Below are 22,118 nucleotides of genomic sequence, written 5' to 3' on the forward strand. Positions count from 1 at the left end.
GCAGGGAAAAGGTCTATGCCGTTCAGCGTCACGCCGCGTTGACAGAATGAAAAACTGATGTTTTTGGTTAGTAACCGATCTTCTTATAAATTTGCAATCATTAAGATTAAGTCACTGAAATGTGGCTAAATCTGTTATATCTATGAAAAAACATAATTAAAAGAAAACGAAGATCTCGTCGCGGGATCGTCTTTTTAGGGAAGATAATGACGAATAGCGCTTCGCAGGCGACACACGCGCCTTTTGAACATAGCCTGGGGATTATCCGCCAGGCATCAATAGAAATCCTGCTGCTGCTGGGTATTCATACCACCGAGGGAAAAGAGCCCCGGTGGTTCATGGAACAACTTGAGCAGGCGCGTCTTAACCTGGGCGGTTGGGGCGCGGTGGCGAAAAAATTGCGGATAAATGACGCGCAGTTGAGCCAGTTTATGCTGCAACTGCGTCACCTTCAGCAGCATGTTCCCCAGTATGACAGCGGGCAAGAGGTGAGCGAAAATCAACTCCTTGCCGCGTTGCGTTTTGTCACCTCGCTGGAACATCTACGTCAGCAGCAGCCGCTACTGACGTATCAAACTGAGCTGGAGGAACCCGACCAGGAGGCGCATCTTGAGGCGCAGCGTCAGCTTCGGGCGATAGAACTGACGTTAAAAGCGCTTATTGCGCGCGCATGGCCGGATCGGGCGTCCCTGAATCACTACCTCAAGCAACATTTCGGCCCGGACCGTTTGCGCCAGTGGTTAAAACAGGGAGAAGATCAACATGCGCTGGAGGGCATGTTGTTCAGCGAACTGGCGCTTATGGTGGTTGATAAAAAATTGTTTGCCCGTCATTACGTCAGAATTTTTAATGACGCCTCAGCGTTAACGCTGTTCGCCGAGTCGCGCACCACTCTGCGTATGTTTCTGGATGATTGTCGCCTCGCGCGAAACGAGGTTATCGCCAGGCAGCCGCTTACCTCAGCGCAGCTTATGCTGCTAAACGTTCAGTATCAGCAAATCGTTCGGCCCATCCAGCGCGCCTATGCCGAAAAACGTACCCGCGTGAATCCCGCTTCGTTTCTGCTGGCGGATGAACGTGAATTGCGCCAGTTCTGGGAAACCGCGCGGCTTAAAGATCGGCAGGCCGGGGGAGATAAGCATGAGATTAGCGAGAGCATAGAACCACCGCGTAAGCGGCCTCCGCGTACGCCTGAAGAGCGTGAGCAACTTATTTCCGGCGCTTTGTGGGGCGCGGTTGGCGTCATGACGCTGGCGATACTGGCGGGCGCGTTCTGGCTATTTAGTTCGTCGTCGCCAGGCTCCGATAACGGGCAAGCTCCCGCAATGGCGCAGGATGAACCGCCGCGCGAGGCGCCTTCCGCGCGGGAAACGCTCAATCATATGGGGATTACCTGGGATGCGTTTACCATGCGGGCGGCGATAGAGCGCAATGATACGCGGGTGACGGCGCTGTTCCTCCAGGGCGGAATGAACTGGCAGCTCGCGTGGACGGAGCAGGCGTTTGCGGCAGGACATACCGAGGTGCTGCAACTGTTGTTGCGTTATCCCGCGCTGATGGATGAGGTCAAACCCTGCCGACGATTTATCACAACGTTAAGTCATGACATGTCGAGCGGCGCGCCGCTGACCGCGATGCATAAAACCTATTTGCAAACGTTTTGTACCGTTCCGGCTGTTGTGACGCGCCAGCAGCACGATACGGAGCAGGCCCGACTGCGCGCTCAGGCCCGGCCCAGCGCAGACAATAAAAAATGGCTGAAAATTCAGTCAGCCATTTATGATGCGATTCACTGAGGTCGGAGCAGGTTAAGGCTCTCCGTAAAGGCCAATCAGGCGGCGCACCACGCCATTGGTCCAGCCGAACCCATCCTGTAGCGGATACTCGCCCCCGCCGCCTTCGCGGGGCGTACCGCCGGAAATATGGTATTTCTCGATCAGTTTGTGGTGCTCCTGATAAAAATGGTTCACTGTTTTTAACCAGTTATGGGCGATTTCATCGCCCAGCATATCGTCGCCATACCGTTTGAAGCCCTGGATCGCCATCCATTGCAGCGGTGCCCAGCCGTTCGGTTTATCCCACTGTTCGCCGGTTTCGTATTCGGTCGCCATAATCCCGCCGGGCGTTAACAGACGGCTACGTACCACATTTGCCAGGCGGTCGGCCTGCTCATGGTTCGCCATACCGACATACAGCGGCACGATACTGGCGGCGGAAAAGAGCGCCATTTCTTCGCGTCGCCAGTCATAGTCCCGATAACAGCCGTTTTCATCATCCCACAAATAATGGTTCACGGCGGCGCGTCGATCGCTGGCTTTCTGGCGAAATAGCGCCTCGGTGTCACGTTCGCCTTTCAGCGCTGAAATATTGGCGATAGCGCTCTCCAGTTTATACAGAAAAGCGTTCAAATCGATAGGGATAAACTGGGTCGTACGTATGCTGGCAAGCCGGCCCGCATCGCGTAGCCAGCGTGAAGAATAGTCCCAGCCGGACGCCGCCCCGGCGCGCAAATCCCGGTAGACTTCATTGGGCGGACGACCGGAGTGTTTTGCGGTTTCGACATCTTCCAGCCAGGACTCGTCGCGCGGCGTGTCGCGATCGTCCCAGTAGCGGTTCAGCAGGGAGCCGTCCGGCATCCGCACAACGTGGCGATAAGCCTGGTTGAGCGCCAGCGATTCGGCGCCGTCCATCCAGAAGGCGTATTCCATTTTGAGATGGTCGAGATAACGCCGCGCGCCGCGTACGCCATCTTCTTCGAACAGTTCAACCATCAGGGCGAAAACCGGCGGCTGCGAGCGGCTCAGATAATAGGTCCGGTTGCCGTTGGGAATATGGCCATAGTTTTCAATCATCCAGGCGAAATTATCCGCCATACATTTAAGTAAGTCTTCGCGCCCGCTTTCCGCCAGACCCAGCATGGTAAAATAAGAGTCCCAATAATAGGTTTCGCTAAAGCGGCCTCCCGGCACGATATAGGATTGCGGCAGCGCCAGCAGCGAAGACCACGGAATATGATCCTGCGGTTCGCGCGTCAGTATCGGCCAAAGCTGGTCAATATGTTCTTTGAGCGAGTTTTCGGGGTTAGAGACATACTCGCTGGATAAGGTTTCCGGTAGCCAGAAATGGTTCTCGACGAAGCGGCGTAAATCAAAATCACGGTGGCGTCTGACCTTACGGTAGCGGATCAGGATATCAAGCGGGTCCATCTTCGGCGCGCAGTCCGGGAACGTTTTACTGTCTGGAAACAGTTTTGTTGACTGTACATGCTCGAACAGTTCGAGATACCGATCGGCAGGGGTCAGGGCGTCAGAGGCGGGAAGCCCCTCGATCATCTCCGGCTCCGGTTCCGCCTCGATCATTTCATCCAGCTTTAACTCGCACGGGTCTGTTTCATAAAGCAGATCGACATCAATAGTCAGATCTTCAGAAGGCGTGGGGTTTAATTTCTGGTTGAGCATAATGACAAGGACCTCCGGCTTGCGTCGTAAAAGATACGGGTGTTGCCCGGCTGTCTATTAAGCGTAGACATTCGCTTCGATACCTGAGTGGCAAAGTGTGCGATAGATCACATTTTGCAATTTGTCTCTCAAGAAAAACACTTCATAACTTACTGAATAGTATTGCGAAAATCCTATTTTCATGACGCCCGCCCCAGACCTAAAATCAGAACATTCGTTTCATAGCGGTATCACTACGTCACCGCATGGCGTGGATTCACAAGCAAAGGTAACGTAAATAGTTATAATACAAGCTATGGCACCATGATAATACAAATGGATACAAATGATCGAGCAACCCGACAGTAAAAGCGCCAAACCGCTTTATAAGCAGCTTGAAGCCGCCTTAAAAGAGGCCATTGCGCGTGGAGAGTATAAACCAGGCCAGCAGATCCCGACGGAAAATGAACTGAGCGCGCGCTGGCAGGTGAGCAGGGTCACGGTCCGTAAGGCGTTGGATGCGCTGACGCGTGAAAATTTGCTGACCCGTGTCTCCGGCAAAGGCACCTTTGTCTCTGGTGAGAAATTTCAGCGTAGCATGACCGGCATCATGAGTTTCAGCGAGTTATGCCAGTCCCAGGGACGTCGCCCGGGGTCACGCACCATCAAATCCGTTTTTGAATCGGTAGACGATGAGACAAAAGCGTTACTGAATATGAACGATGGCGAAAAAGCGGTCGTCATTGAACGTATCCGCTATGCCGACGATGTGGCGGTATCGCTGGAAACCGTACATCTTCCCCCACGTTTTGCGTTTTTGCTGGACGAAGATCTTAATAATCACTCTTTGTATGAATGCTTACGCGAGAAATACCATTTATGGTTTACCCACTCCCGTAAGATGATCGAACTGGTTTATGCCAGCTTTGAAGTCGCCCATTATCTTGGCGTCAACGAGGGTTATCCGCTGATCCTGATAAAAAGTGAAATGATTGATAACAAAGGAGAACTCTCCTGCGTTTCGCAACAGTTGATTGTCGGCGATAAAATACGGTTTACCGTATGATGTCAGCATTACGCTAACGAAGAGCAGGCTGAATCTGGATCCAGATCGCGGATCCCGATTTTTTTTGGTTTCCATCTTGATCAAATGTCTTTAAATGTCATATAAAAATAATAATACATTATGAGTCATTTATGGCGAATCCTCGCCTGTATCATTGATGGAACCAGAGGAAAGCATGATGGGTATGAAAGAGACAGTTAGCAATATTGTGACCAGCCAGGCAGAGAAAGGAGGCATTAAACACGTCTATTATGTGGCGTGCGGCGGTTCTTATGCGGCGTTCTATCCGGCGAAAGCATTTTTAGAAAAAGAAGCGAAAGCGTTGACTGTCGGTCTGTATAACAGCGGAGAATTTATTAACAACCCGCCGGTAGCGCTGGGAGAAAATGCCGTTGTGGTTGTCGCCTCCCACAAAGGTAATACGCCAGAGACAATTAAAGCGGCTGAAATCGCCCGTCAGCACGGCGCGCCGGTCATTGGTTTAACCTGGGTAATGGATTCACCGTTGGTGGCGCATTGCGACTATGTGGAAACGTACACGTTTGGCGACGGTAAAGATATTGCCGGAGAGAAAACGATGAAAGGCCTGCTGAGTGCGGTCGAACTGCTCCAGCAGACGGAAGGGTATGCGCACTACGACGATTTTCAGGATGGCGTCAGCAAAATCAACCGTATCGTCTGGCGCGCTTGCGAGCAGGTAGCGGAGCGTGCGCAGGCGTTCGCGCAGGAATATAAAGACGATAAAGTCATTTACACCGTCGCCAGTGGCGCGGGCTATGGCGCAGCCTACCTACAGAGCATCTGTATCTTTATGGAAATGCAATGGATACATTCCGCCTGTATTCATAGCGGTGAGTTTTTCCACGGGCCGTTTGAAATTACCGATGCGAATACGCCTTTCTTATTCCAGTTTTCCGAGGGCAATACGCGGGCGGTGGATGAACGCGCGTTAAACTTCCTGAAAAAATATGGCCGCCGGATTGAAGTTGTCGATGCGAAAGAGCTGGGGCTATCGACCATTAAAACCACGGTTATTGATTACTTTAACCACTCTCTCTTTAATAACGTTTATCCCGTTTACAATCGGGCGTTAGCTGAGGCGCGTCAGCATCCGTTAACGACGCGCCGCTATATGTGGAAAGTGGAATATTAATTACATCAGGATGGATAAAAAAGCAGGGACGCTTTTTATTGTAAAGACAAACAAGGAATAATGATGAGCATCAGCGTATTGGGTATTGGCGACAACGTTGTCGATAAATACCTGCATTCCGGAATCATGTACCCCGGCGGTAATGCATTAAATTTTGCTGTCTATGCGAAATTAGCAGACATCCCCAGCGCGTTTATGGGGGCGTTTGGCAATGACGACGCCGCGCAGCACGTACAGGATGTATTACACCAGCTACAGATAGACATCTCTCACAGCCGCCATTATACCGGCGAAAATGGGTATGCCTGTATCCGTCTCTCGCATGGTGATCGACAATTTGTCGCCAGCAACAAAAACGGCGTATTGCGGGAACATCCTTTTAGTCTGTCTGACGACGATCTTCGCTATATATCACAATTTACCTTAGTCCATTCCAGTATTAACGGCCACCTGGAATCGGAACTGGAGAAAATTAAACAACAAACCGTCTTACTCTCTTTTGATTTTTCCGGGCGCGGTACAGACGACTATTTTAAAAAGGTATGCCCGTGGGTAGATTATGGATTTATCTCCTGTAGCGGGTTATCGCCAGATGAAATCAAAATAAAACTCAATAAACTTTATCGTTATGGCTGTCGGCATATTATTGCCACCTGCGGGCATGAAAAAGTTTATTATTTTTCCGGCGCGGATTATCTGGAGTGGCAACCTGCTTATATCGAACCTGTCGATACGCTGGGCGCAGGCGACGCCTTCTTAACCGGTTTTTTGCTTTCCATTTTGCAATCGGGTATGGCGGAACCCGATAAAGAAAGCGTGCTACGCGCCATGCGGCAGGGCGGGAAATCGGCGGCGCAGGTGTTATCTCATTACGGCGCATTTGGTTTTGGTAAACCGTTTGCACAATAGGTTACGTCCCTCAATGTAAAGCGACACTCACTCCAGATAACCCAGGAGGAAGTATGTTTTGGACGGAATTATGTTTTATCCTTGTGGCCCTGATGATAGGCGCCAGGATCGGCGGCGTATTTTTAGGGATGGTCGGCGGGTTAGGCGTCGGCGTGATGGTTTTTATTTTTGGCCTGACGCCTTCTACGCCACCGATTGATGTTATTCTGATTATTCTTTCTGTTGTCCTGGCGGCCGCTTCTTTACAGGCCTCCGGCGGGCTGGATTTACTGGTCAAACTGGCGGAAAAAATTCTGCGTCGCCACCCTCGTTACATTACGTTATTAGCGCCGTTTATCTGTTATATCTTCACTTTTATGTCAGGAACGGGGCATGTCGTTTATAGCTTGTTACCGGTTATTTCTGAAGTCGCACGGGATTCAGGTATTCGACCGGAACGTCCTTTATCTATTTCCGTTATCGCATCGCAGCAGGCGATCACCGCCAGTCCTATATCTGCCGCCATGGCGGCGATGATTGGTTTAATGGCGCCGTTGGGCGTCTCTATTTCAACCATTATGATGATTTGCGTGCCCGCCACGTTAATCGGCGTAGCGATGGGGGCAATAGCGACCTTTAATAAAGGAAAAGAGTTAAAAGACGATCCGGAATATCAACGTCGGCTTGCTGAAGGGTTAATTAAACCTGCGCAGAAAGAAAGTAAAAATACGGTAGTCACTTCGCGCGCCAAATTGTCGGTGGCGTTATTTCTGACCAGCGCGATCGTTATCGTTCTGTTAGGACTGATTCCGGCGCTGCGGCCCATGGTGGAAACAGCGAAAGGGCTACAACCGCTTTCGATGTCCGCCGCTATCCAGATTATGATGCTCTCTTTTGCCTGCCTGATTGTGTTGTTATGTCGGCCGCAGGTCGATCAGATTATCAGCGGTACGGTATTTCGGGCGGGCGCGCTGGCGATTGTCTGCGCCTTCGGCCTGGCCTGGATGAGTGAGACGTTCGTGAATGGTCATATCGCGTTGATTAAGGCAGAAGTGCAAACTCTATTGCAACAGCATACCTGGCTTATCGCCATTATGATGTTTTTTGTGTCCGCTATGGTCAGCAGCCAGGCGGCAACGACGTTAATTCTGTTGCCGCTGGGGCTGGCGTTAGGGGTGCCCGCTTATGCGTTAATCGGCTCCTGGCCTGCCGTTAACGGCTATTTCTTTATTCCGGTGGCGGGGCAGTGTCTGGCGGCGCTGGCGTTTGACGACACCGGTACGACGCGTATCGGCAAATATGTGCTTAACCATAGTTTTATGCGTCCGGGATTAGTTAACGTGATTGTCTCGGTCATTGTCGGGCTGTTAATAGGAAAAATGGTTCTGGCCTGATTGTTATTAAATTTTTTATAGCACACGTCACTTATTATTTTTAATTCAGAGGAAGAAAATGAAAATCAGAGTTTTCATGGCCACCGTGTTGCTGCTCATCAGCCACTGTGTATTTAGCACAACGTCACTACCGCATATTGTTATTCTCGCGACAGGCGGTACCATCGCCGGGACGGCAGCCAATAATACGCAAACCGCCGGATATAAATCCGGTGAACTTGGCGTGCAAACATTAATAAATGCCGTGCCGGAAATGAATAATATCGCTCGCGTTGACGGCGAGCAGGTGGCGAATATTGGTAGCGAAAATATGACCAGCGATATCATCCTGAAACCTTCACAGAAGGTGAATGCGTTATTGGCGCGGGACGATGTTGACGGTGTGGTTATTACTCATGGCACTGACACGCTCGATGAAACCGCCTACTTTCTTAATTTGACCGTGAAAAGCGACAAACCGGTGGTGTTTACCGCTGCAATGCGGCCCGCGTCGGCAATCAGCGCCGATGGCGCAATGAACCTGCTGGAAGCGGTCACGGTGGCTGCTGACCCGAATGCGAAGGGACGCGGTGTAATGGTCGTTTTAAACGATCGTATTGGTTCGGCGCGCTTTGTAACGAAAACCAATGCCACGACTCTGGATACCTTTAAAGCGCCGGAAGAGGGCTATCTGGGGGTCATCGTTAATGGTAAGCCACAGTTCGAAACGCGGGTGGAAAAAATTCATACCCTGCGATCTGTTTTTGACGTACGTAATATCAAAAAATTACCCAATGTGGTGATTATTTACGGCTATCAGGACGACCCGGAATATATGTATGATGCGGCGATCGCCCATCACGCGGACGGTATTATTTATGCCGGAACCGGCGCAGGTTCGGTCTCGGTACGCAGCGACGCGGGGATTAAAAAAGCGGAGAAAGCCGGGATTATCGTGGTGCGCGCTTCCCGCACCGGAAACGGCGTCGTACCGTTGGATAAAGGGCAGCCAGGGCTGGTGTCTGACTCGCTCAACCCGGCGAAGGCGCGAGTCTTGCTGATGACGGCATTAACTCAGACGCGTAATCCGGAACTGATCCAGAGTTATTTCAGTACGTATTAATCATGCAGGCTTGTGCGCCCACCCTTGAAGATGGGCGCACAAGATATTAACGCATGGTCACAAACTCTTCCGATGCGGTCGGGTGAATAGCGACGGTATTATCGAAGTCTTTCTTGGTAGCGCCCATCTTCAGCGCCACTGCGAAGCCCTGCAACATTTCATCCATGCCGAAGCCGATACCGTGGATACCCACAATTTTTTCTTCCGGCCCGACGCAGACCAGCTTCATACGGCACGGCTGGCGGTGCGTCGTCACCGCGGTATACATAGCGGTAAACGATGATTTATAGACTTTTACCTGCTCGTCGCCGTACTGCTCGCGCGCCTGCGGCTCGCTTAACCCGACGGTGCCGATAGGCGGATGGCTAAAGACCACGGTCGGGATGTTGCTGTAGTCCAGATGCTCGTCCGGCTTGTTGTTAAACAGGCGTTCGGAGAGACGGCGACCGGCGGCGACGGCGACTGGCGTTAACTCCACTGCGCCGGTGTTATCGCCAACGGCGTAAATGCCTTCAACGTTGGTATTCTGGAATTTATCGACAATGATGTAACCTTTTTCATTGGTTTTCACGCCCGCTGCCGCCAGATTAATATTGTCGGTCGACGGTTCGCGACCAATGGCCCAGATCAGGCAATCAACGGTTTCACTGCGGCCATCTTCCAGTTCCAGAGTCAGACTGCCGTCGGCGTTTTTTACCACCGCTTTCGGCACGGCGTGAGTATGCAGTTGCGGGCCTTCGGCGTTCATCACCTCAACCAGCGTTTCGCTAATCATCGGGTCAAAACTGCGCAGCGGCGCATGTTTACGGACAAACAGATGCGTTTTCGCCCCTAGCGCGTTGATAACGCCAGCCAGTTCAACAGCGATATAACCTGCGCCTACCACCGCGACGCGCTCCGGCAAGGCAGACAGCGCAAAGAAACCGTCGGAATCAATGCCGTATTCCACGCCTGGAATGCTCGGATGGCTCGGACGGCCGCCGGTAGCGATCAAAATATGGTCGGCGGTGATGGTTTCGCCGTTCACTTCAATGGTTTTGGCATCGACAAAGCGGGCAAAGCCTTTAATCACATCCACGTTATTTTTGCCCAGCACGTTGTCGTATGAAGTATGGATGCGGTCAATATACGCGGTACGGCTGGCAATCAGCTTGCTCCAGTCGAACTGATTAATCGTGGTGTCAAAACCGTAGTCCGGGCCATACAGATGAATCGCTTCACGAATCTGCGCGGCATGCCACATCACTTTCTTCGGCACGCAGCCCACGTTAACACAGGTACCGCCCAGCTCTTTGGCTTCGATGAGCGCGCATTTCTGGCCGTACATAGCGGCGCGGTTAATCGAGGCGATACCGCCGCTGCCGCCGCCGATAGCGATGTAATCATAGTGTTTGGTCATGACCGCTCCTTTATGTTCGTTGTCGGACGGATAGATTCTGCGCTACCCGCCAAAATATTCGCGATTGTATACCTGAAGGTGAAAGGTTCCACCGATGGCTGTGATTACTCCGGCACGATCCAGCTTACCGAAGTGTGTCCGTGACCGTTTGGCGCCAACCTGCTGTGCAGCCACGGTAGCACGTTGTTCATCTGCTGCTCCAGTTTCCACGGCGGGTTAACCACGATCATACCGGACGCCGTCATCCCGCGCTGATCGCTGTCCGGGCGGATCGCCAGCTCAATTTGCAGGATTTTACGGATGCCGGTGGCCTCCAGATCATGAACCATGCGCTTAATTTGCTGGCGGAGCACCACCGGATACCATAGCGCGTATGTCCCGGTGGCGAAACGTTTATAACCCTCGCTGATGCCGCTGACTACCGCCTGGTAGTCGGTTTTCATTTCATAAGGCGGGTCAATGAGGATCAGACCGCGGCGGGAAACCGGCGGTAATTTGGCTTTCAGTTGCTGATAGCCGTCAGCGCGTTCCACGCGGGCGCGGTTGTCTTTTTGAAACTCCGCGCGCAACAGTGGGAAGTCGCTGGGATGCAATTCCGTGAGTTGCAGACTGTCCTGCTCACGCAGCAACTGGCGGGCGATTAACGGGGAGCCCGGATAGTAGCGTAACTGCCCGCTGCGGTTGAAATGTTTTACGACGCTAATATACGGTTCCAGTTCGGCGGGCAGATCGTCCTGCTGCCAGATACGGGCGATGCCTTCCAGATACTCTCCGGTACGTTCAGCATGTTCGCTGCCCAATTGATAACGCCCCGCGCCCGCGTGCGTGTCCAGATAGAGAAACGGTTTTTCTTTCTCTTTTAGCGACTCGATGATCAGGCTCTGAACGGTATGTTTAAGGACGTCGGCGTGGTTGCCAGCGTGAAAGCTGTGACGATAACTGAGCATGGATGCAGATATTCCGGGAAGTAAACAAGTTAGCCGATAGTTTACCGCAGATCCGTAGAGATTACCCCAGTACCGCCATGTTGTTTCGCGCGTTGTGAAAGTATTGCAAGACGTGTTCGTATCATCAAACCGTCAACTGCGCAGGCCAGCATCGCCTGTGGGCAAGGTAGTGGTTTTGACCTGGCGTTATTTTTAATGAAAGGAACCATAATGAAACTACACATTACTGTACTGGCGTCATCTCTGGCGCTGGCGATGCCGGCACTGGCGAAAGATATTCCCCTGTCCCAGGCGGAGTCGATAGCGAAAAGCGTGACGCCCGACTCGGCGAGCGTCGCCTTTAATGACCTTGAGGCTCAATGGCTGACACAGTTGCGTAAGGCATTACAAGGCGATACCGCCGCGTTGACTCGCGACGCCATGGCTCAGATGCGACAGAATTCCATCCAGGCGGATAATGCCTGGTTACAGGCTAGCGGTTATGATTTTCATACTACTGAGAATCAACAGATGGGAATTACCCTACTTTCCGCCTTCAATACATTGCCGGAAGCAGTATTGAAAGACAATCTGGCGACGGTGACGGCGATTAATCACGATGCCGATGTTAATACCCGTCACCAGGCGCTGGCGGATGCGGAAAGCGTGGAGTATCTCTATTTCCTGAGCGACGCAATGGGGCCGCGGCTGGGGCGGGCATTTCTCGCCGCTTATGATAAAGGTGAGTTGGGCAAAGCGGCGGCGTTGATTAAAGCCTCGGAAGTCAGCACCGGCGCGGCGAAAAAATATTTTCATTACCCGCGTCCTTTCCAGGTGCCGGGTAATACTATCCATCTGACGCCGGATGATGTGGTGGTAAAAGATGGTCATCCTTATACCGCGGGTGGCGGTGCTTTCCCCAGCGGACACACGAATAGCGGTTATACGGATGCGCTGTTGATGGTGGAAATGATCCCGGAACGCTTTGATGCGCTGGTGATTCGTGGCGCGCGTTATGGCTATTCTCGCCTGGTCCTTGGCGTACACTATCCGCTGGATGTGATGGGCGCGCGGATGGTCGCGCAGCGTAATGTCGCGCATTATCTTAACGATCCGTATTACCGTACGTTATTCAACGAAGCTCGCGCTCAACTGCGTGAGGCGCTGGTGAAAGAGTGCGGTACGACGATTGTCGAATGCGCGGCATCGACCGGAAAAGACGATCCGTACCGCGATCCGGCCATGCATACCTTCTACCGCTTCACCATGACTTATAACCTGCCGCAACAGAAAGGCGAGCATCAGCCGTTGAAAATACCAAAAGGCGCCGATGTTCTGCTACAGACAGCGCTGCCGAACCTGTCGTCAGCGCAGTGTCAGGCGTTAATGGAAGAGACGGCGTTACCGGCAGGATATCCGTTGTCGGGCGAGACCGAGGATCAACAGTTCTGGCAGCGTCTGGATCTGTCCGCTGCTTACGAGATGGCGAGAAAAACGCGCTGACGTTGTCACCCGGCTTATAAAACGTAAGCCGGGATGATGTTAAAGGGGCGGCTTATTGCAGCGATACCCACGTCTGTACGCTGTCCATCATTGAAATTCCCCTTACTATCCCCCATTCTAGATCTCATCGCGAGAGCGCCAAAAGCGCGCTCCACTCACCTTCTTCTACAGGACTGCGCATATGACCAATCCATTACTAACGTCTTTTTCACTGCCGCCTTTTTCTGCAATTAAACCGGAGCATGTGGTGCCTGCGGTCACCAAAGCGTTGGCCGATTGCCGGGCGGCGGTAGAAGGCGTTGTGGCGCATGGCGCGCCGTATAGCTGGGAAAACCTCTGCCAGCCGTTGGCGGAAGCCGACGATGTTCTGGGGCGTATTTTCTCGCCAATTAGCCACTTAAACTCGGTGAAAAATAGTCCGGAGCTGCGTGAAGCCTACGAACAGACGCTGCCGCTGCTGTCGGAATACAGCACCTGGGTTGGCCAGCATGAAGGGTTGTACAACGCGTACCGCGACCTGCGCGACGGCGATCATTACGCCACTCTGAATACCGCGCAGAAGAAAGCGGTTGATAACGCGCTGCGTGATTTTGAACTGTCCGGCATCGGCCTGCCGAAAGAGAAACAGCAGCGTTACGGCGAAATCGCCACTCGCCTGTCTGAGCTGGGCAACCAGTACAGCAATAATGTGCTCGATGCCACTATGGGCTGGACGAAGCTCATCACCGATGAAGCCGAGCTGGCGGGAATGCCGGAAAGCGCTCTGGCGGCAGCTAAAGCCCAGGCGGAAGCCAAAGAGCAGGAAGGTTACCTGCTGACTCTGGATATCCCGAGCTATCTGCCAGTGATGACCTACTGCGACAACCAGGCGTTGCGTGAAGAGATGTATCGCGCCTATTCCACTCGCGCCTCCGACCAGGGGCCGAACGCCGGTAAGTGGGATAACAGCCCGGTGATGGAAGAAATTCTTGCGCTGCGCCATGAACTGGCGCAACTGCTGGGCTTCGAAAATTATGCCCATGAGTCACTGGCCACCAAGATGGCGGAAAATCCGCAGCAGGTGCTCGATTTCTTAACCGATCTGGCGAAACGCGCCCGTCCGCAGGGGGAAAAAGAGCTGGCCCAGCTGCGCGCCTTCGCCAAAGCCGAATTTGGCGTTGAGGAACTGCAACCGTGGGATATCGCGTACTACAGTGAAAAGCAAAAACAGCACCTGTACAGCATCAGCGATGAGCAGCTACGTCCGTACTTCCCGGAAAACAAAGCCGTGAATGGCCTGTTTGAAGTGGTGAAACGTATTTACGGCATCACTGCCAAAGAGCGTACTGACGTTGATGTCTGGCACCCGGAAGTGCGTTTCTTTGAACTGTATGACGAAAATAACGAGCTGCGCGGCAGCTTCTACCTTGACCTGTACGCGCGCGAACACAAACGCGGCGGGGCGTGGATGGACGACTGTGTCGGCCAGATGCGTAAGGCGGACGGCACATTGCAAAAGCCGGTCGCTTATCTGACCTGTAATTTCAACCGTCCGGTGAACGGTAAACCCGCTCTGTTTACCCATGACGAAGTGATCACCCTGTTCCACGAGTTTGGTCATGGCCTGCATCATATGCTGACCCGCATTGAGACCGCCGGGGTCTCCGGTATCAGCGGCGTGCCGTGGGACGCGGTCGAACTGCCAAGCCAGTTTATGGAAAACTGGTGCTGGGAGCCGGAAGCGCTGGCGTTTATCTCCGGCCACTATGAGACCGGCGAACCGCTGCCGAAGGAACTGCTGGATAAAATGCTGGCGGCGAAAAACTATCAGGCGGCGCTGTTTATTCTGCGTCAACTGGAGTTCGGTCTGTTTGATTTCCGTCTGCATGCGGAATTTAACCCGCAGCAAGGAGCGAAAATTCTTGAGACGCTCTTTGAAATTAAAAAACAGGTCGCCGTGGTGCCGTCACCGACATGGGGCCGCTTCCCACATGCATTCAGCCATATCTTTGCTGGCGGCTATGCGGCAGGCTACTACAGCTATCTGTGGGCCGACGTACTGGCGGCGGACGCTTATTCCCGCTTTGAGGAGGAAGGCATTTTCAACCGTGAGACCGGTCAGTCGTTCCTTGATAACATCCTGACTCGTGGTGGTTCTGAAGAGCCGATGGAACTCTTTAAACGCTTCCGTGGCCGTGAACCACAGCTGGACGCGATGCTGGAGCATTACGGGATTAAAGGCTGATTTTACGTGCAAATCTGCTTAATGGATGAAACGGGCGCCACAGACGGCGCCTTATCTGTTCTGGCTGCCCGCTGGGGACTGGAGCATGACGAAGACAACCCGATGGCGCTGGTATTGACGCCGCAACATCTGGAGCTGCGCAAGCGCGACGAACCGAAGCTCGGCGGCATTTTCGTCGATTTTGTCGGCGGGGCGATGGCGCACCGGCGTAAGTTCGGCGGCGGGCGCGGCGAAGCGGTGGCGAAGGCGGTCGGTATTAAGGGCGATTATCTGCCGGACGTGGTTGATGCCACGGCCGGACTGGGACGCGATGCGTTTGTGCTGGCGTCCGTCGGCTGCCGCGTGCGGATGCTGGAGCGTAACCCGGTGGTTGCCGCGTTGCTCGATGACGGTCTGACGCGCGGCTACGCCGATGCGGACATTGGCGGCTGGCTTCAGGAGCGTTTGCAGTTGATTCATGCTTCCAGCCTGACGGCGTTGACTGATATCACGCCGCGCCCGCAGGTGGTCTACCTCGATCCGATGTTTCCTCACCGGCAGAAAAGCGCGCTGGTGAAGAAAGAGATGCGGGTGTTTCAGTCGTTGGTGGGGCCGGATTTAGACGCCGACGGACTGCTGGAACCGGCGCGTCAGTTGGCGACCAAACGCGTGGTGGTCAAACGTCCCGATTATGCGCCGCCGCTGGCGGATGTCGCGACGCCCAACGCCATCGTCACCAAAGGGCATCGGTTTGATATTTATGCCGGAACCCCTCTGACGGAGTAACGGATTGCCCGATGGCGTTGCGCTTATCGGGCCTACGATTCTCAATTATTTGTAGGCCGGATAAGGCGTAAGCCGCATCCGGCACTGAGTATTACTGTTCGGTACCTGGCGTATTAATTATCCGGTTTAACCACGGCACCATAATGGCCATCACCACGGTGACCGCCAGTGTTACCAGACCAATTTTGCTAAAGACGCCGGTATAAATGGGCAGCGTCTGTAACGGATCGGTGATGTTTTCCGGTACGGCAGTGAAGGTCGCCACATAACCGCCGAGCAGGAAGGCGGCGGCCTGGGTCAGGAACCACATTCCCAGAATAAAGCCCATCAGATGCTGCGGCACCAGAGCGGCGACCATTGCCAGTCCCAGCGCGCTAATCAGCAACTCGCCCAGACTCTGGAACAGATACACCAGCACGATAAACCACGGCGACGTCAGTCCTTGCGCATCGGCAAACCACATCCCGGCGGCGGCGGCGGTCAGAAAACCCAGCGCGCAGAGGAACATACCGAGCGTAAACTTCATCGGCATAGTCAGATCTTTGCCTTTGCTACCCAGTCGGGTGTAAATCGCTGCCAGTACCGGACTGGCGACGACCACCCAGAATGGGTTCAGCGCCTGAAAACTCACCGGGTTAATGGCGAATCCAAGAATTTCATGATGCACGTTATTAATCGCAAAGAAGTTCAGCGAGGTAGGCATCTGCGCATACAGAATGTAAAACAGCACGGCTTCAATCATCAGAATAAACGCCACGAACATTTTATTGCGGCCGGTTTTATCCAGACGAAACGCTTCGCGAAAGAAGAAAATAGTGACGACGATAGAAAGGACGATGAGCACCAGATTGGCAATCTTAACGTTGTGCATCAGCCAGGCGCAGAGGAAAATCATGACGACGGTGCCGAGTAGTACCAGCAGCAAATTGCGAAAACGTAGCGGTTTATGATCCGGTTCAGAACCGATATTTTTCACCATGCCACGGCAGGCGAAGTACACCAGAAGCGCAACAATTAAACCAGCGCCGCACAGATTATAGGTCACCGCATAGCCAAATTTATCGGCAATCACCGGCGCCAGCGATAGCGATAACAAAGAACCGATGTTAATCGACATATAAAACAGGGTGAAAGCGCCATCCAGCCGGGGATCTTTAGGCTGATAGCATTTAGAGAGCAGGCTGGCGGGATTGGCTTTAAATAACCCGTTGCCCACGGCAATCGTACCCAGTGCGATAAAAATCAGATCGGGATTTAATAACGACATGCCGGTCATAAAATAGCCAATCGCCAGCACAATCGCGCCCAGGACCAGGGTGCGTTTAGTCCCTAACAGATGGTCGCCAACATAGCCGCCGATGGAGATCAGGCCATAAACCAGCGCCGCAAAAGCGCCAAAGGTAATAAAGGCCTGTTCCTGAGAAAAACCCAATTGTTTAACGAAAAAGACCGCCAGGATGCCCTGGACGCCGTAATAGCCAAATCGTTCCCATAATTCTACAAAAAAGATCATGAAAAATGGACGAGGTTGCTGCAGCAAGCCCGTAGGTGCAGTTGTATTCATATTCCTTCGCCTTTTAATGCCATCCCGAAACGTATGAGCGCGTATATCAAAACGCGCCGAAAAGACTTACCCTGATATAGACTGCGGTTATTAGCCTGATCAATAGGTTATTATACAAATGATACGCAAACTAATTAGTGGATCACACTAATTATGTTTGGTGTGATGGAATGATGTACTGAGTACTGCGAAGAAGGGGGGATAAACAAAACGCCCACAGAAGCGGGCGTTGTTGTTGATAACCAGAATTTGCCAGATGGTTCAGGCCAACCTGATTGACTATAGACCAGACGCGGTCTTAGCCGCCAGCCGGCACGGCAAGTATTACTCTTCTTCGTCGCGCAGCGGCACAATCAGCATGTCAACGTGAACGGTGTTGATCAGCTGGCGCGCAGAAGACATCAGTTTGCTCCAGAAGTCCTGGTGATGACCGCAAACGACCAGATCCATATCGTATTTCTTGATGGCATCAACCAGCACCTGGCCCAAATCGCCGCTACCGCTCAGGGTTTCAGTGATAGGGTAGCCAGCGTTGGTAGACAGCTCGGTCAGCGCGTGGTGGGTTTCTTCGGAGATACGTTTCTGCATATCGCCCAGATTGACGTCAATCAGACCGGTGTACAGGTCAGAATAGTTCACATCAACGTGGATGAGGGAGATTTTCGCGTTGTAGGGGCGCGCCATAGAGACCGCTTTTTCAACCAGAACTTTACTTTCCGGGGAGAGATCAACTGCGATAAGAATGTGTTTATAAGCCATAGTGTTACTCCTTCCATAAGTTGTCGATGACCACTGAGCTACTGGCGTTTCTTATGCCGCCGCGTCACCCGCGTCCTGCGAACTCTATGAGCGGGGCTAGCTCAGCCGTTTACCATAACTATCCTTACATTATAGCGACCAGGATAATCCGTCAATCTGCCTTGCTTGCCAGTTAGTTAAACAAAATTTTCAGGGAATTGCATTGATAGTGATTAACCTTCTGGTAAAAAAATTAACTGATCTCCTACAATGTGTATAAGAGCCGTTCGAATGCGGAGCGCTAATATGGACGGCTTTCGTAGTACTCTTTCACTGATTGTCTGGCAGGGTATCGGGGAGCGGTAGTCCCGGAGAGGAACTCCGTGGGCGGGTCGCCGGGGAGGAGATATGATAAGCACCGTCTCACTATTCTGGGCTTTATGTGTCGTTTGCATTGTTAATATGGCGCGCTATTTCTCATCGCTACGCGCACTGTTAGTGGTACTTCGTGGTTGCGATCCTTTGCTCTATCAATATGTCGATGGCGGCGGCTTCTTTACCACGCATGGTCAGCCCAACAAACAGGTGCGCCTGGTATGGTATATCTACGCTCAGCGCTATCGCGATCATCATGATGAAGAATTTATTCGCCGTTGTGAACGCGTGCGCCGCCAGTTTCTGCTGACCAGCGCGTTATGCGGTTTGGTGGTGGTGAGCTTGATTGCGCTCATGATTTGGCACTGAATGAAAAAAGCGGGCCAGTTTCCTGACCCGCTTGTGTTAGATAAGCCTCCCGGATGACGCCGCTTGTAGCGGCCTGTCAGGCCTGTGTCGTTTCATCCTGACAGGCCGGATTAGCGACAGCGTCCTCTGGCCCATTTGGCTTAAATAATCTCCAGGGAAAGCCAGTACAGCACGCCGGAAAGAATAATCGCCGCCGGTAACGTAAATACCCAGGCCATCAGAATGCTGGTCACGGTTTTACGCTGCAACCCGCCGCCATCAACGACCATGGTTCCCGCCACTGAAGAGGAGAGTACGTGAGTGGTAGAAACTGGCATACCGGTGTAGCTGGCAAGACCGATAGAGACTGCCGCCGTCATCTGCGCCGACATTCCCTGCGCATACGTCATGCCTTTTTTACCAATTTTCTCGCCGATAGTGGTCGCCACGCGACGCCAGCCGATCATCGTACCAATACCCAGCGCCAACGCCACTGCCATAATGATCCACACCGGCGCATACTCAATGGTGCTTAACATATCGGTCTTCAGCTTTTTCAGCAGGCGCTGGTCATCGCTGCTTACGCCAGGCAATTTCACGACTTTGTCGGTCGTGTCGGAAATGCACAGCATAATGCGACGCAACTGACTACGCTGTTCAACGCTTAACTTGTCGTAGCTTTCCACGTTTGCCAGCATCCCTTTCGCACGGTTAAGCGCGTTAATGGTGTTAGCCGGATGGCAGTGGAATTCAGTCGGTTCAGTCGCGCCCGGTTCCGGAGACGGAATCAGTTGGTCAACGCCGGTGACGGCTTTCAGCAGGTCAGGACGCTGCTCAAAGTACGTTTCGACATTGTTGATAACATCGCGCGTACGGGTGATTTCGTAGCTGGAGGCATTCATATTGACCACGAAACCCGCAGGCGCGACGCCAATCAGCACCAGCATGACCAGGCCAATGCCTTTCTGACCATCGTTCGCGCCATGCGAAAACGCCACGCCGATAGCTGAGAGGATTAGCGCGATACGCGTCCAGAACGGCGGCTTTTTCTTGCCGTCTTTCTTTTCACGTTCGGCTGGCGTCAGGTGGATACGGGCGCGTTTCTTAGTACCGCTCCAGTAGCGGCGCAGCAAGAAAATCAGACCGCCGGCGAATACCAGACCGACAATAGGGGAGATAATGAGTGAACCGAAAATATTGATAACTTTCGGGATGTTAAGCGCATCCACCACTGACGTGCCGGTCATCATCGCATTGGTTAAACCGATGCCGATAATGGCGCCAATCAGCGTGTGGGAACTGGACGCCGGCAACCCGAAATACCAGGTACCGAGGTTCCAGATAATCGCCGCCAGCAACATGGAAAAGACCATAGCGAGGCCGTGCGCGGAACCCATGTTGAGCAGGAGATCCGTCGGTAGCATATGCACAATGGCATACGCCACGCTGAGACCCCCCAGCAAAACGCCAAAAAAGTTAAACACCGCCGCCATGACAACCGCCAGCTGCGAACGCATCGCACGGGTGTAAATCACGGTTGCGACTGCATTGGCTGTGTCATGGAAGCCGTTAATCGCTTCGTAGAACAGCACAAAAGCCAGAGCAAGCAATAATAAAAGCCCGGTATGTAAATCCAGGCCAGCAAACAAATGTAGCATAGGACGTTACGCCATTTTGAGGACATGAACGCGGCGCATTATCAGTGACTTTGGCGGCGCGGGCAAAGTGAAATATAGACTTTTTTTGATGTACTTCGTGCTTTGTTTGATATCACTAAAGAATTATCTTATATATTTCAGATAAATACCATTTTCAGGCGCTTTTCGCGCTGGTGCGACCACTGAGGAAACTTTACAATTCCCGCCCGAATTTGAGAGAGGAAGGCGACGTGGAAAGGTTTGATGCCGTTATTATAGGCGCTGGCGCAGCGGGCATGTTTTGCGCCGCGCAGGCAGGACAGGCGGGTAGCCGCGTGCTGCTCATCGATAATGGCAAGAAGCCAGGACGTAAAATCCTCATGTCCGGTGGTGGACGCTGCAACTTTACTAATCTTTATGTTGAGCCTGCTGCGTATTTGAGCCAGAACCCCCATTTTTGCAAATCAGCATTAGCCCGCTATACCCAGTGGGACTTTATCGATCTGGTCGGCAGGTATGGGATAGCCTGGTATGAGAAAACGCTGGGACAGCTTTTTTGCGATGATTCCGCCCAACGCATTGTCGATATGCTGGTTGCCGAGTGCGGCAAAGGCGGCGTAACGATGCGCCTGCGTAGCGAGGTATTGAGCGTCGAGCGTGATGAGTCGGGTTTCATACTGGCGTTGAACGGCGAGACGGTGACTACGCAAAAGTTGGTGATTGCCAGCGGCGGCCTGTCGATGCCGGGGCTTGGCGCATCACCGTTTGGCTATAAAATCGCCGAACAGTTTGGTCTCAAGGTGTTGCCGACGCGCGCCGGGCTGGTGCCCTTTACGCTACATAAGCCGCTGTTAGAACAGCTCCAGACGCTGTCTGGCGTCTCTGTGCCCTGCGTGATTACCGCCCGCAATGGCACGGTATTTCGGGAAAACCTACTTTTTACCCATCGTGGGCTGTCCGGCCCCGCCGTTTTACAGATTTCCAGCTACTGGCAACCGGGCGAGTTAGTGAGCATTAACTTATTGCCGGACCTCTCGCTGGAAGATGTTCTCAATGAACAGCGTAACGCGCACCCGAACCAGAGTCTGAAGAACACGCTGGCGATGCATTTGCCGAAACGGTTGGTGGAGTGTTTACAACAGTTGGGGCAGATCCCGGATGTATCGCTCAGACAGTTGAACGTTCGTGACCAGCAGGCGTTGGTTGACACGCTTACGGCCTGGCAAGTGCAGCCTAACGGCACCGAAGGCTATCGGACAGCGGAAGTGACGCTGGGCGGCGTGGATACAAACGAACTATCATCGCGGACTATGGAAGCGCGCCGCGTGCCGGGTCTCTATTTTATCGGCGAAGTGATGGACGTCACCGGCTGGTTGGGCGGCTATAACTTCCAGTGGGCGTGGTCGAGCGCCTGGGCCTGCGCGCAGGATTTGGCGGCAAAACGCTAAGTACCATTACAAACAATAAGCGAATAGACATCCCGGACAGAGGTGTTAGTATCGATTTATAGCAGTTATGAGTATGCGTGTTTCATTTACGGCCAGGAACGCTGATGATGACAACATTACTCCCTCTTTTCCGGGTACCTACATCATTCAC

The 22,118-nt window shown here is 52.9% G+C and carries 17 protein-coding genes; 11 read left to right on the forward strand and 6 right to left on the reverse strand.

Annotation, left to right across the window (positions count from 1 at the left end):
- Positions 1-206: 206 nt before the first annotated feature.
- On the forward strand, positions 207-1,796 hold the full coding sequence (locus ACQ29O_RS01175; protein ID WP_000184996.1) for an STY4199 family HEPN domain-containing protein: 1,590 nt from the start codon (positions 207-209) through the stop codon (positions 1,794-1,796).
- 12 nt (positions 1,797-1,808) lie between these two features.
- Here ACQ29O_RS01175 and ACQ29O_RS01180 read toward each other — a convergent pair whose 3' ends face one another.
- Positions 1,809-3,458, reverse strand: a complete 1,650-nt coding sequence (locus tag ACQ29O_RS01180; RefSeq protein ID WP_000934257.1) for an alpha,alpha-trehalase — start codon at positions 3,456-3,458, stop codon at positions 1,809-1,811.
- A gap of 325 nt (positions 3,459-3,783) precedes the next feature.
- Here ACQ29O_RS01180 and ACQ29O_RS01185 point away from each other — a divergent pair, with 325 nt between their 5' ends.
- The 5 genes from ACQ29O_RS01185 (at position 3,784) to fraE (ending at position 9,040) form a co-directional block, all read left to right on the forward strand.
- Positions 3,784-4,503 carry a GntR family transcriptional regulator gene (locus tag ACQ29O_RS01185; RefSeq protein ID WP_000572566.1) on the forward strand — a complete coding sequence of 240 codons (720 nt, stop codon included), beginning with the start codon at positions 3,784-3,786 and terminating at the stop codon, positions 4,501-4,503.
- 175 nt (positions 4,504-4,678) lie between these two features.
- Entirely contained in the window at positions 4,679-5,656 is a 978-nt protein-coding gene (fraB, locus tag ACQ29O_RS01190; protein ID WP_012539922.1) for a 6-phosphofructose-aspartate deglycase, read from the forward strand.
- 63 nt (positions 5,657-5,719) lie between these two features.
- Complete coding sequence (fraD, locus tag ACQ29O_RS01195; RefSeq protein ID WP_000028433.1) at positions 5,720-6,565, forward strand: fructose-aspartate kinase; 846 nt, start codon at positions 5,720-5,722, stop codon at positions 6,563-6,565.
- Positions 6,566-6,618: 53 nt separating this feature from the next.
- A complete protein-coding gene (locus tag ACQ29O_RS01200) occupies positions 6,619-7,938 on the forward strand; it encodes an anaerobic C4-dicarboxylate transporter family protein (RefSeq protein WP_000498933.1) in 1,320 nt (439 codons plus the stop codon).
- Between the two features lie 58 nt (positions 7,939-7,996).
- Positions 7,997-9,040: a fructose-asparagine asparaginase gene (fraE, locus tag ACQ29O_RS01205; protein WP_000702760.1), complete on the forward strand. Its 1,044-nt coding sequence runs from the start codon at positions 7,997-7,999 to the stop codon at positions 9,038-9,040.
- Positions 9,041-9,086: 46 nt separating this feature from the next.
- Here the strand turns inward: fraE and gorA are convergent, their stop codons facing one another.
- On the reverse strand, positions 9,087-10,439 hold the full coding sequence (gorA, locus tag ACQ29O_RS01210; protein ID WP_000160778.1) for a glutathione-disulfide reductase: 1,353 nt from the start codon (positions 10,437-10,439) through the stop codon (positions 9,087-9,089).
- A 104-nt stretch (positions 10,440-10,543) separates the two neighbouring features.
- Positions 10,544-11,386 carry a 23S rRNA (adenine(2030)-N(6))-methyltransferase RlmJ gene (locus ACQ29O_RS01215; protein ID WP_000954238.1) on the reverse strand — a complete coding sequence of 281 codons (843 nt, stop codon included), beginning with the start codon at positions 11,384-11,386 and terminating at the stop codon, positions 10,544-10,546.
- A gap of 210 nt (positions 11,387-11,596) precedes the next feature.
- Between ACQ29O_RS01215 and ACQ29O_RS01220 the strand changes: the two genes are divergently transcribed.
- The 3 genes from ACQ29O_RS01220 to rsmJ all read left to right on the forward strand — a co-directional run bounded on the left by ACQ29O_RS01220 (position 11,597) and on the right by rsmJ (position 15,857).
- Entirely contained in the window at positions 11,597-12,868 is a 1,272-nt protein-coding gene (locus ACQ29O_RS01220) for an acid phosphatase (RefSeq protein WP_020937263.1), read from the forward strand.
- Positions 12,869-13,049: 181 nt separating this feature from the next.
- The gene (gene prlC, locus ACQ29O_RS01225; protein ID WP_000184178.1) at positions 13,050-15,092 is read left to right on the forward strand and encodes an oligopeptidase A; all 2,043 of its coding nucleotides are present in this window, start codon (positions 13,050-13,052) and stop codon (positions 15,090-15,092) included.
- A 6-nt stretch (positions 15,093-15,098) separates the two neighbouring features.
- Entirely contained in the window at positions 15,099-15,857 is a 759-nt protein-coding gene (rsmJ, locus tag ACQ29O_RS01230) for a 16S rRNA (guanine(1516)-N(2))-methyltransferase RsmJ (RefSeq protein WP_001165127.1), read from the forward strand.
- 91 nt (positions 15,858-15,948) lie between these two features.
- On the opposite strand, the gene dtpB is transcribed toward rsmJ, so the two are convergent.
- Both dtpB and uspA read right to left on the reverse strand, forming a co-directional pair.
- Positions 15,949-17,421: a dipeptide/tripeptide permease DtpB gene (gene dtpB, locus ACQ29O_RS01235; RefSeq protein ID WP_001098273.1), complete on the reverse strand. Its 1,473-nt coding sequence runs from the start codon at positions 17,419-17,421 to the stop codon at positions 15,949-15,951.
- A 324-nt stretch (positions 17,422-17,745) separates the two neighbouring features.
- Positions 17,746-18,180, reverse strand: coding sequence for a universal stress protein UspA (gene uspA, locus ACQ29O_RS01240; RefSeq protein ID WP_000323565.1), 435 nt, complete (start codon positions 18,178-18,180; stop codon positions 17,746-17,748).
- Between the two features lie 387 nt (positions 18,181-18,567).
- Here uspA and uspB point away from each other — a divergent pair, with 387 nt between their 5' ends.
- A complete protein-coding gene (gene uspB / locus ACQ29O_RS01245; RefSeq protein ID WP_000626193.1) occupies positions 18,568-18,903 on the forward strand; it encodes a universal stress protein UspB in 336 nt (111 codons plus the stop codon).
- Positions 18,904-19,043: 140 nt separating this feature from the next.
- On the opposite strand, the gene pitA is transcribed toward uspB, so the two are convergent.
- The gene (gene pitA / locus ACQ29O_RS01250; protein WP_253336155.1) at positions 19,044-20,540 is read right to left on the reverse strand and encodes an inorganic phosphate transporter PitA; all 1,497 of its coding nucleotides are present in this window, start codon (positions 20,538-20,540) and stop codon (positions 19,044-19,046) included.
- Positions 20,541-20,770: 230 nt separating this feature from the next.
- Between pitA and ACQ29O_RS01255 the strand changes: the two genes are divergently transcribed.
- Positions 20,771-21,967, forward strand: coding sequence for an NAD(P)/FAD-dependent oxidoreductase (locus ACQ29O_RS01255; RefSeq protein WP_000439239.1), 1,197 nt, complete (start codon positions 20,771-20,773; stop codon positions 21,965-21,967).
- Positions 21,968-22,118 lie beyond the last annotated feature (151 nt).

This window comes from Salmonella sp. GDC200615, from assembly GCF_050574145.1.
In the GTDB taxonomy this organism is placed as follows: Bacteria; Pseudomonadota; Gammaproteobacteria; order Enterobacterales; family Enterobacteriaceae; genus Salmonella; species Salmonella enterica.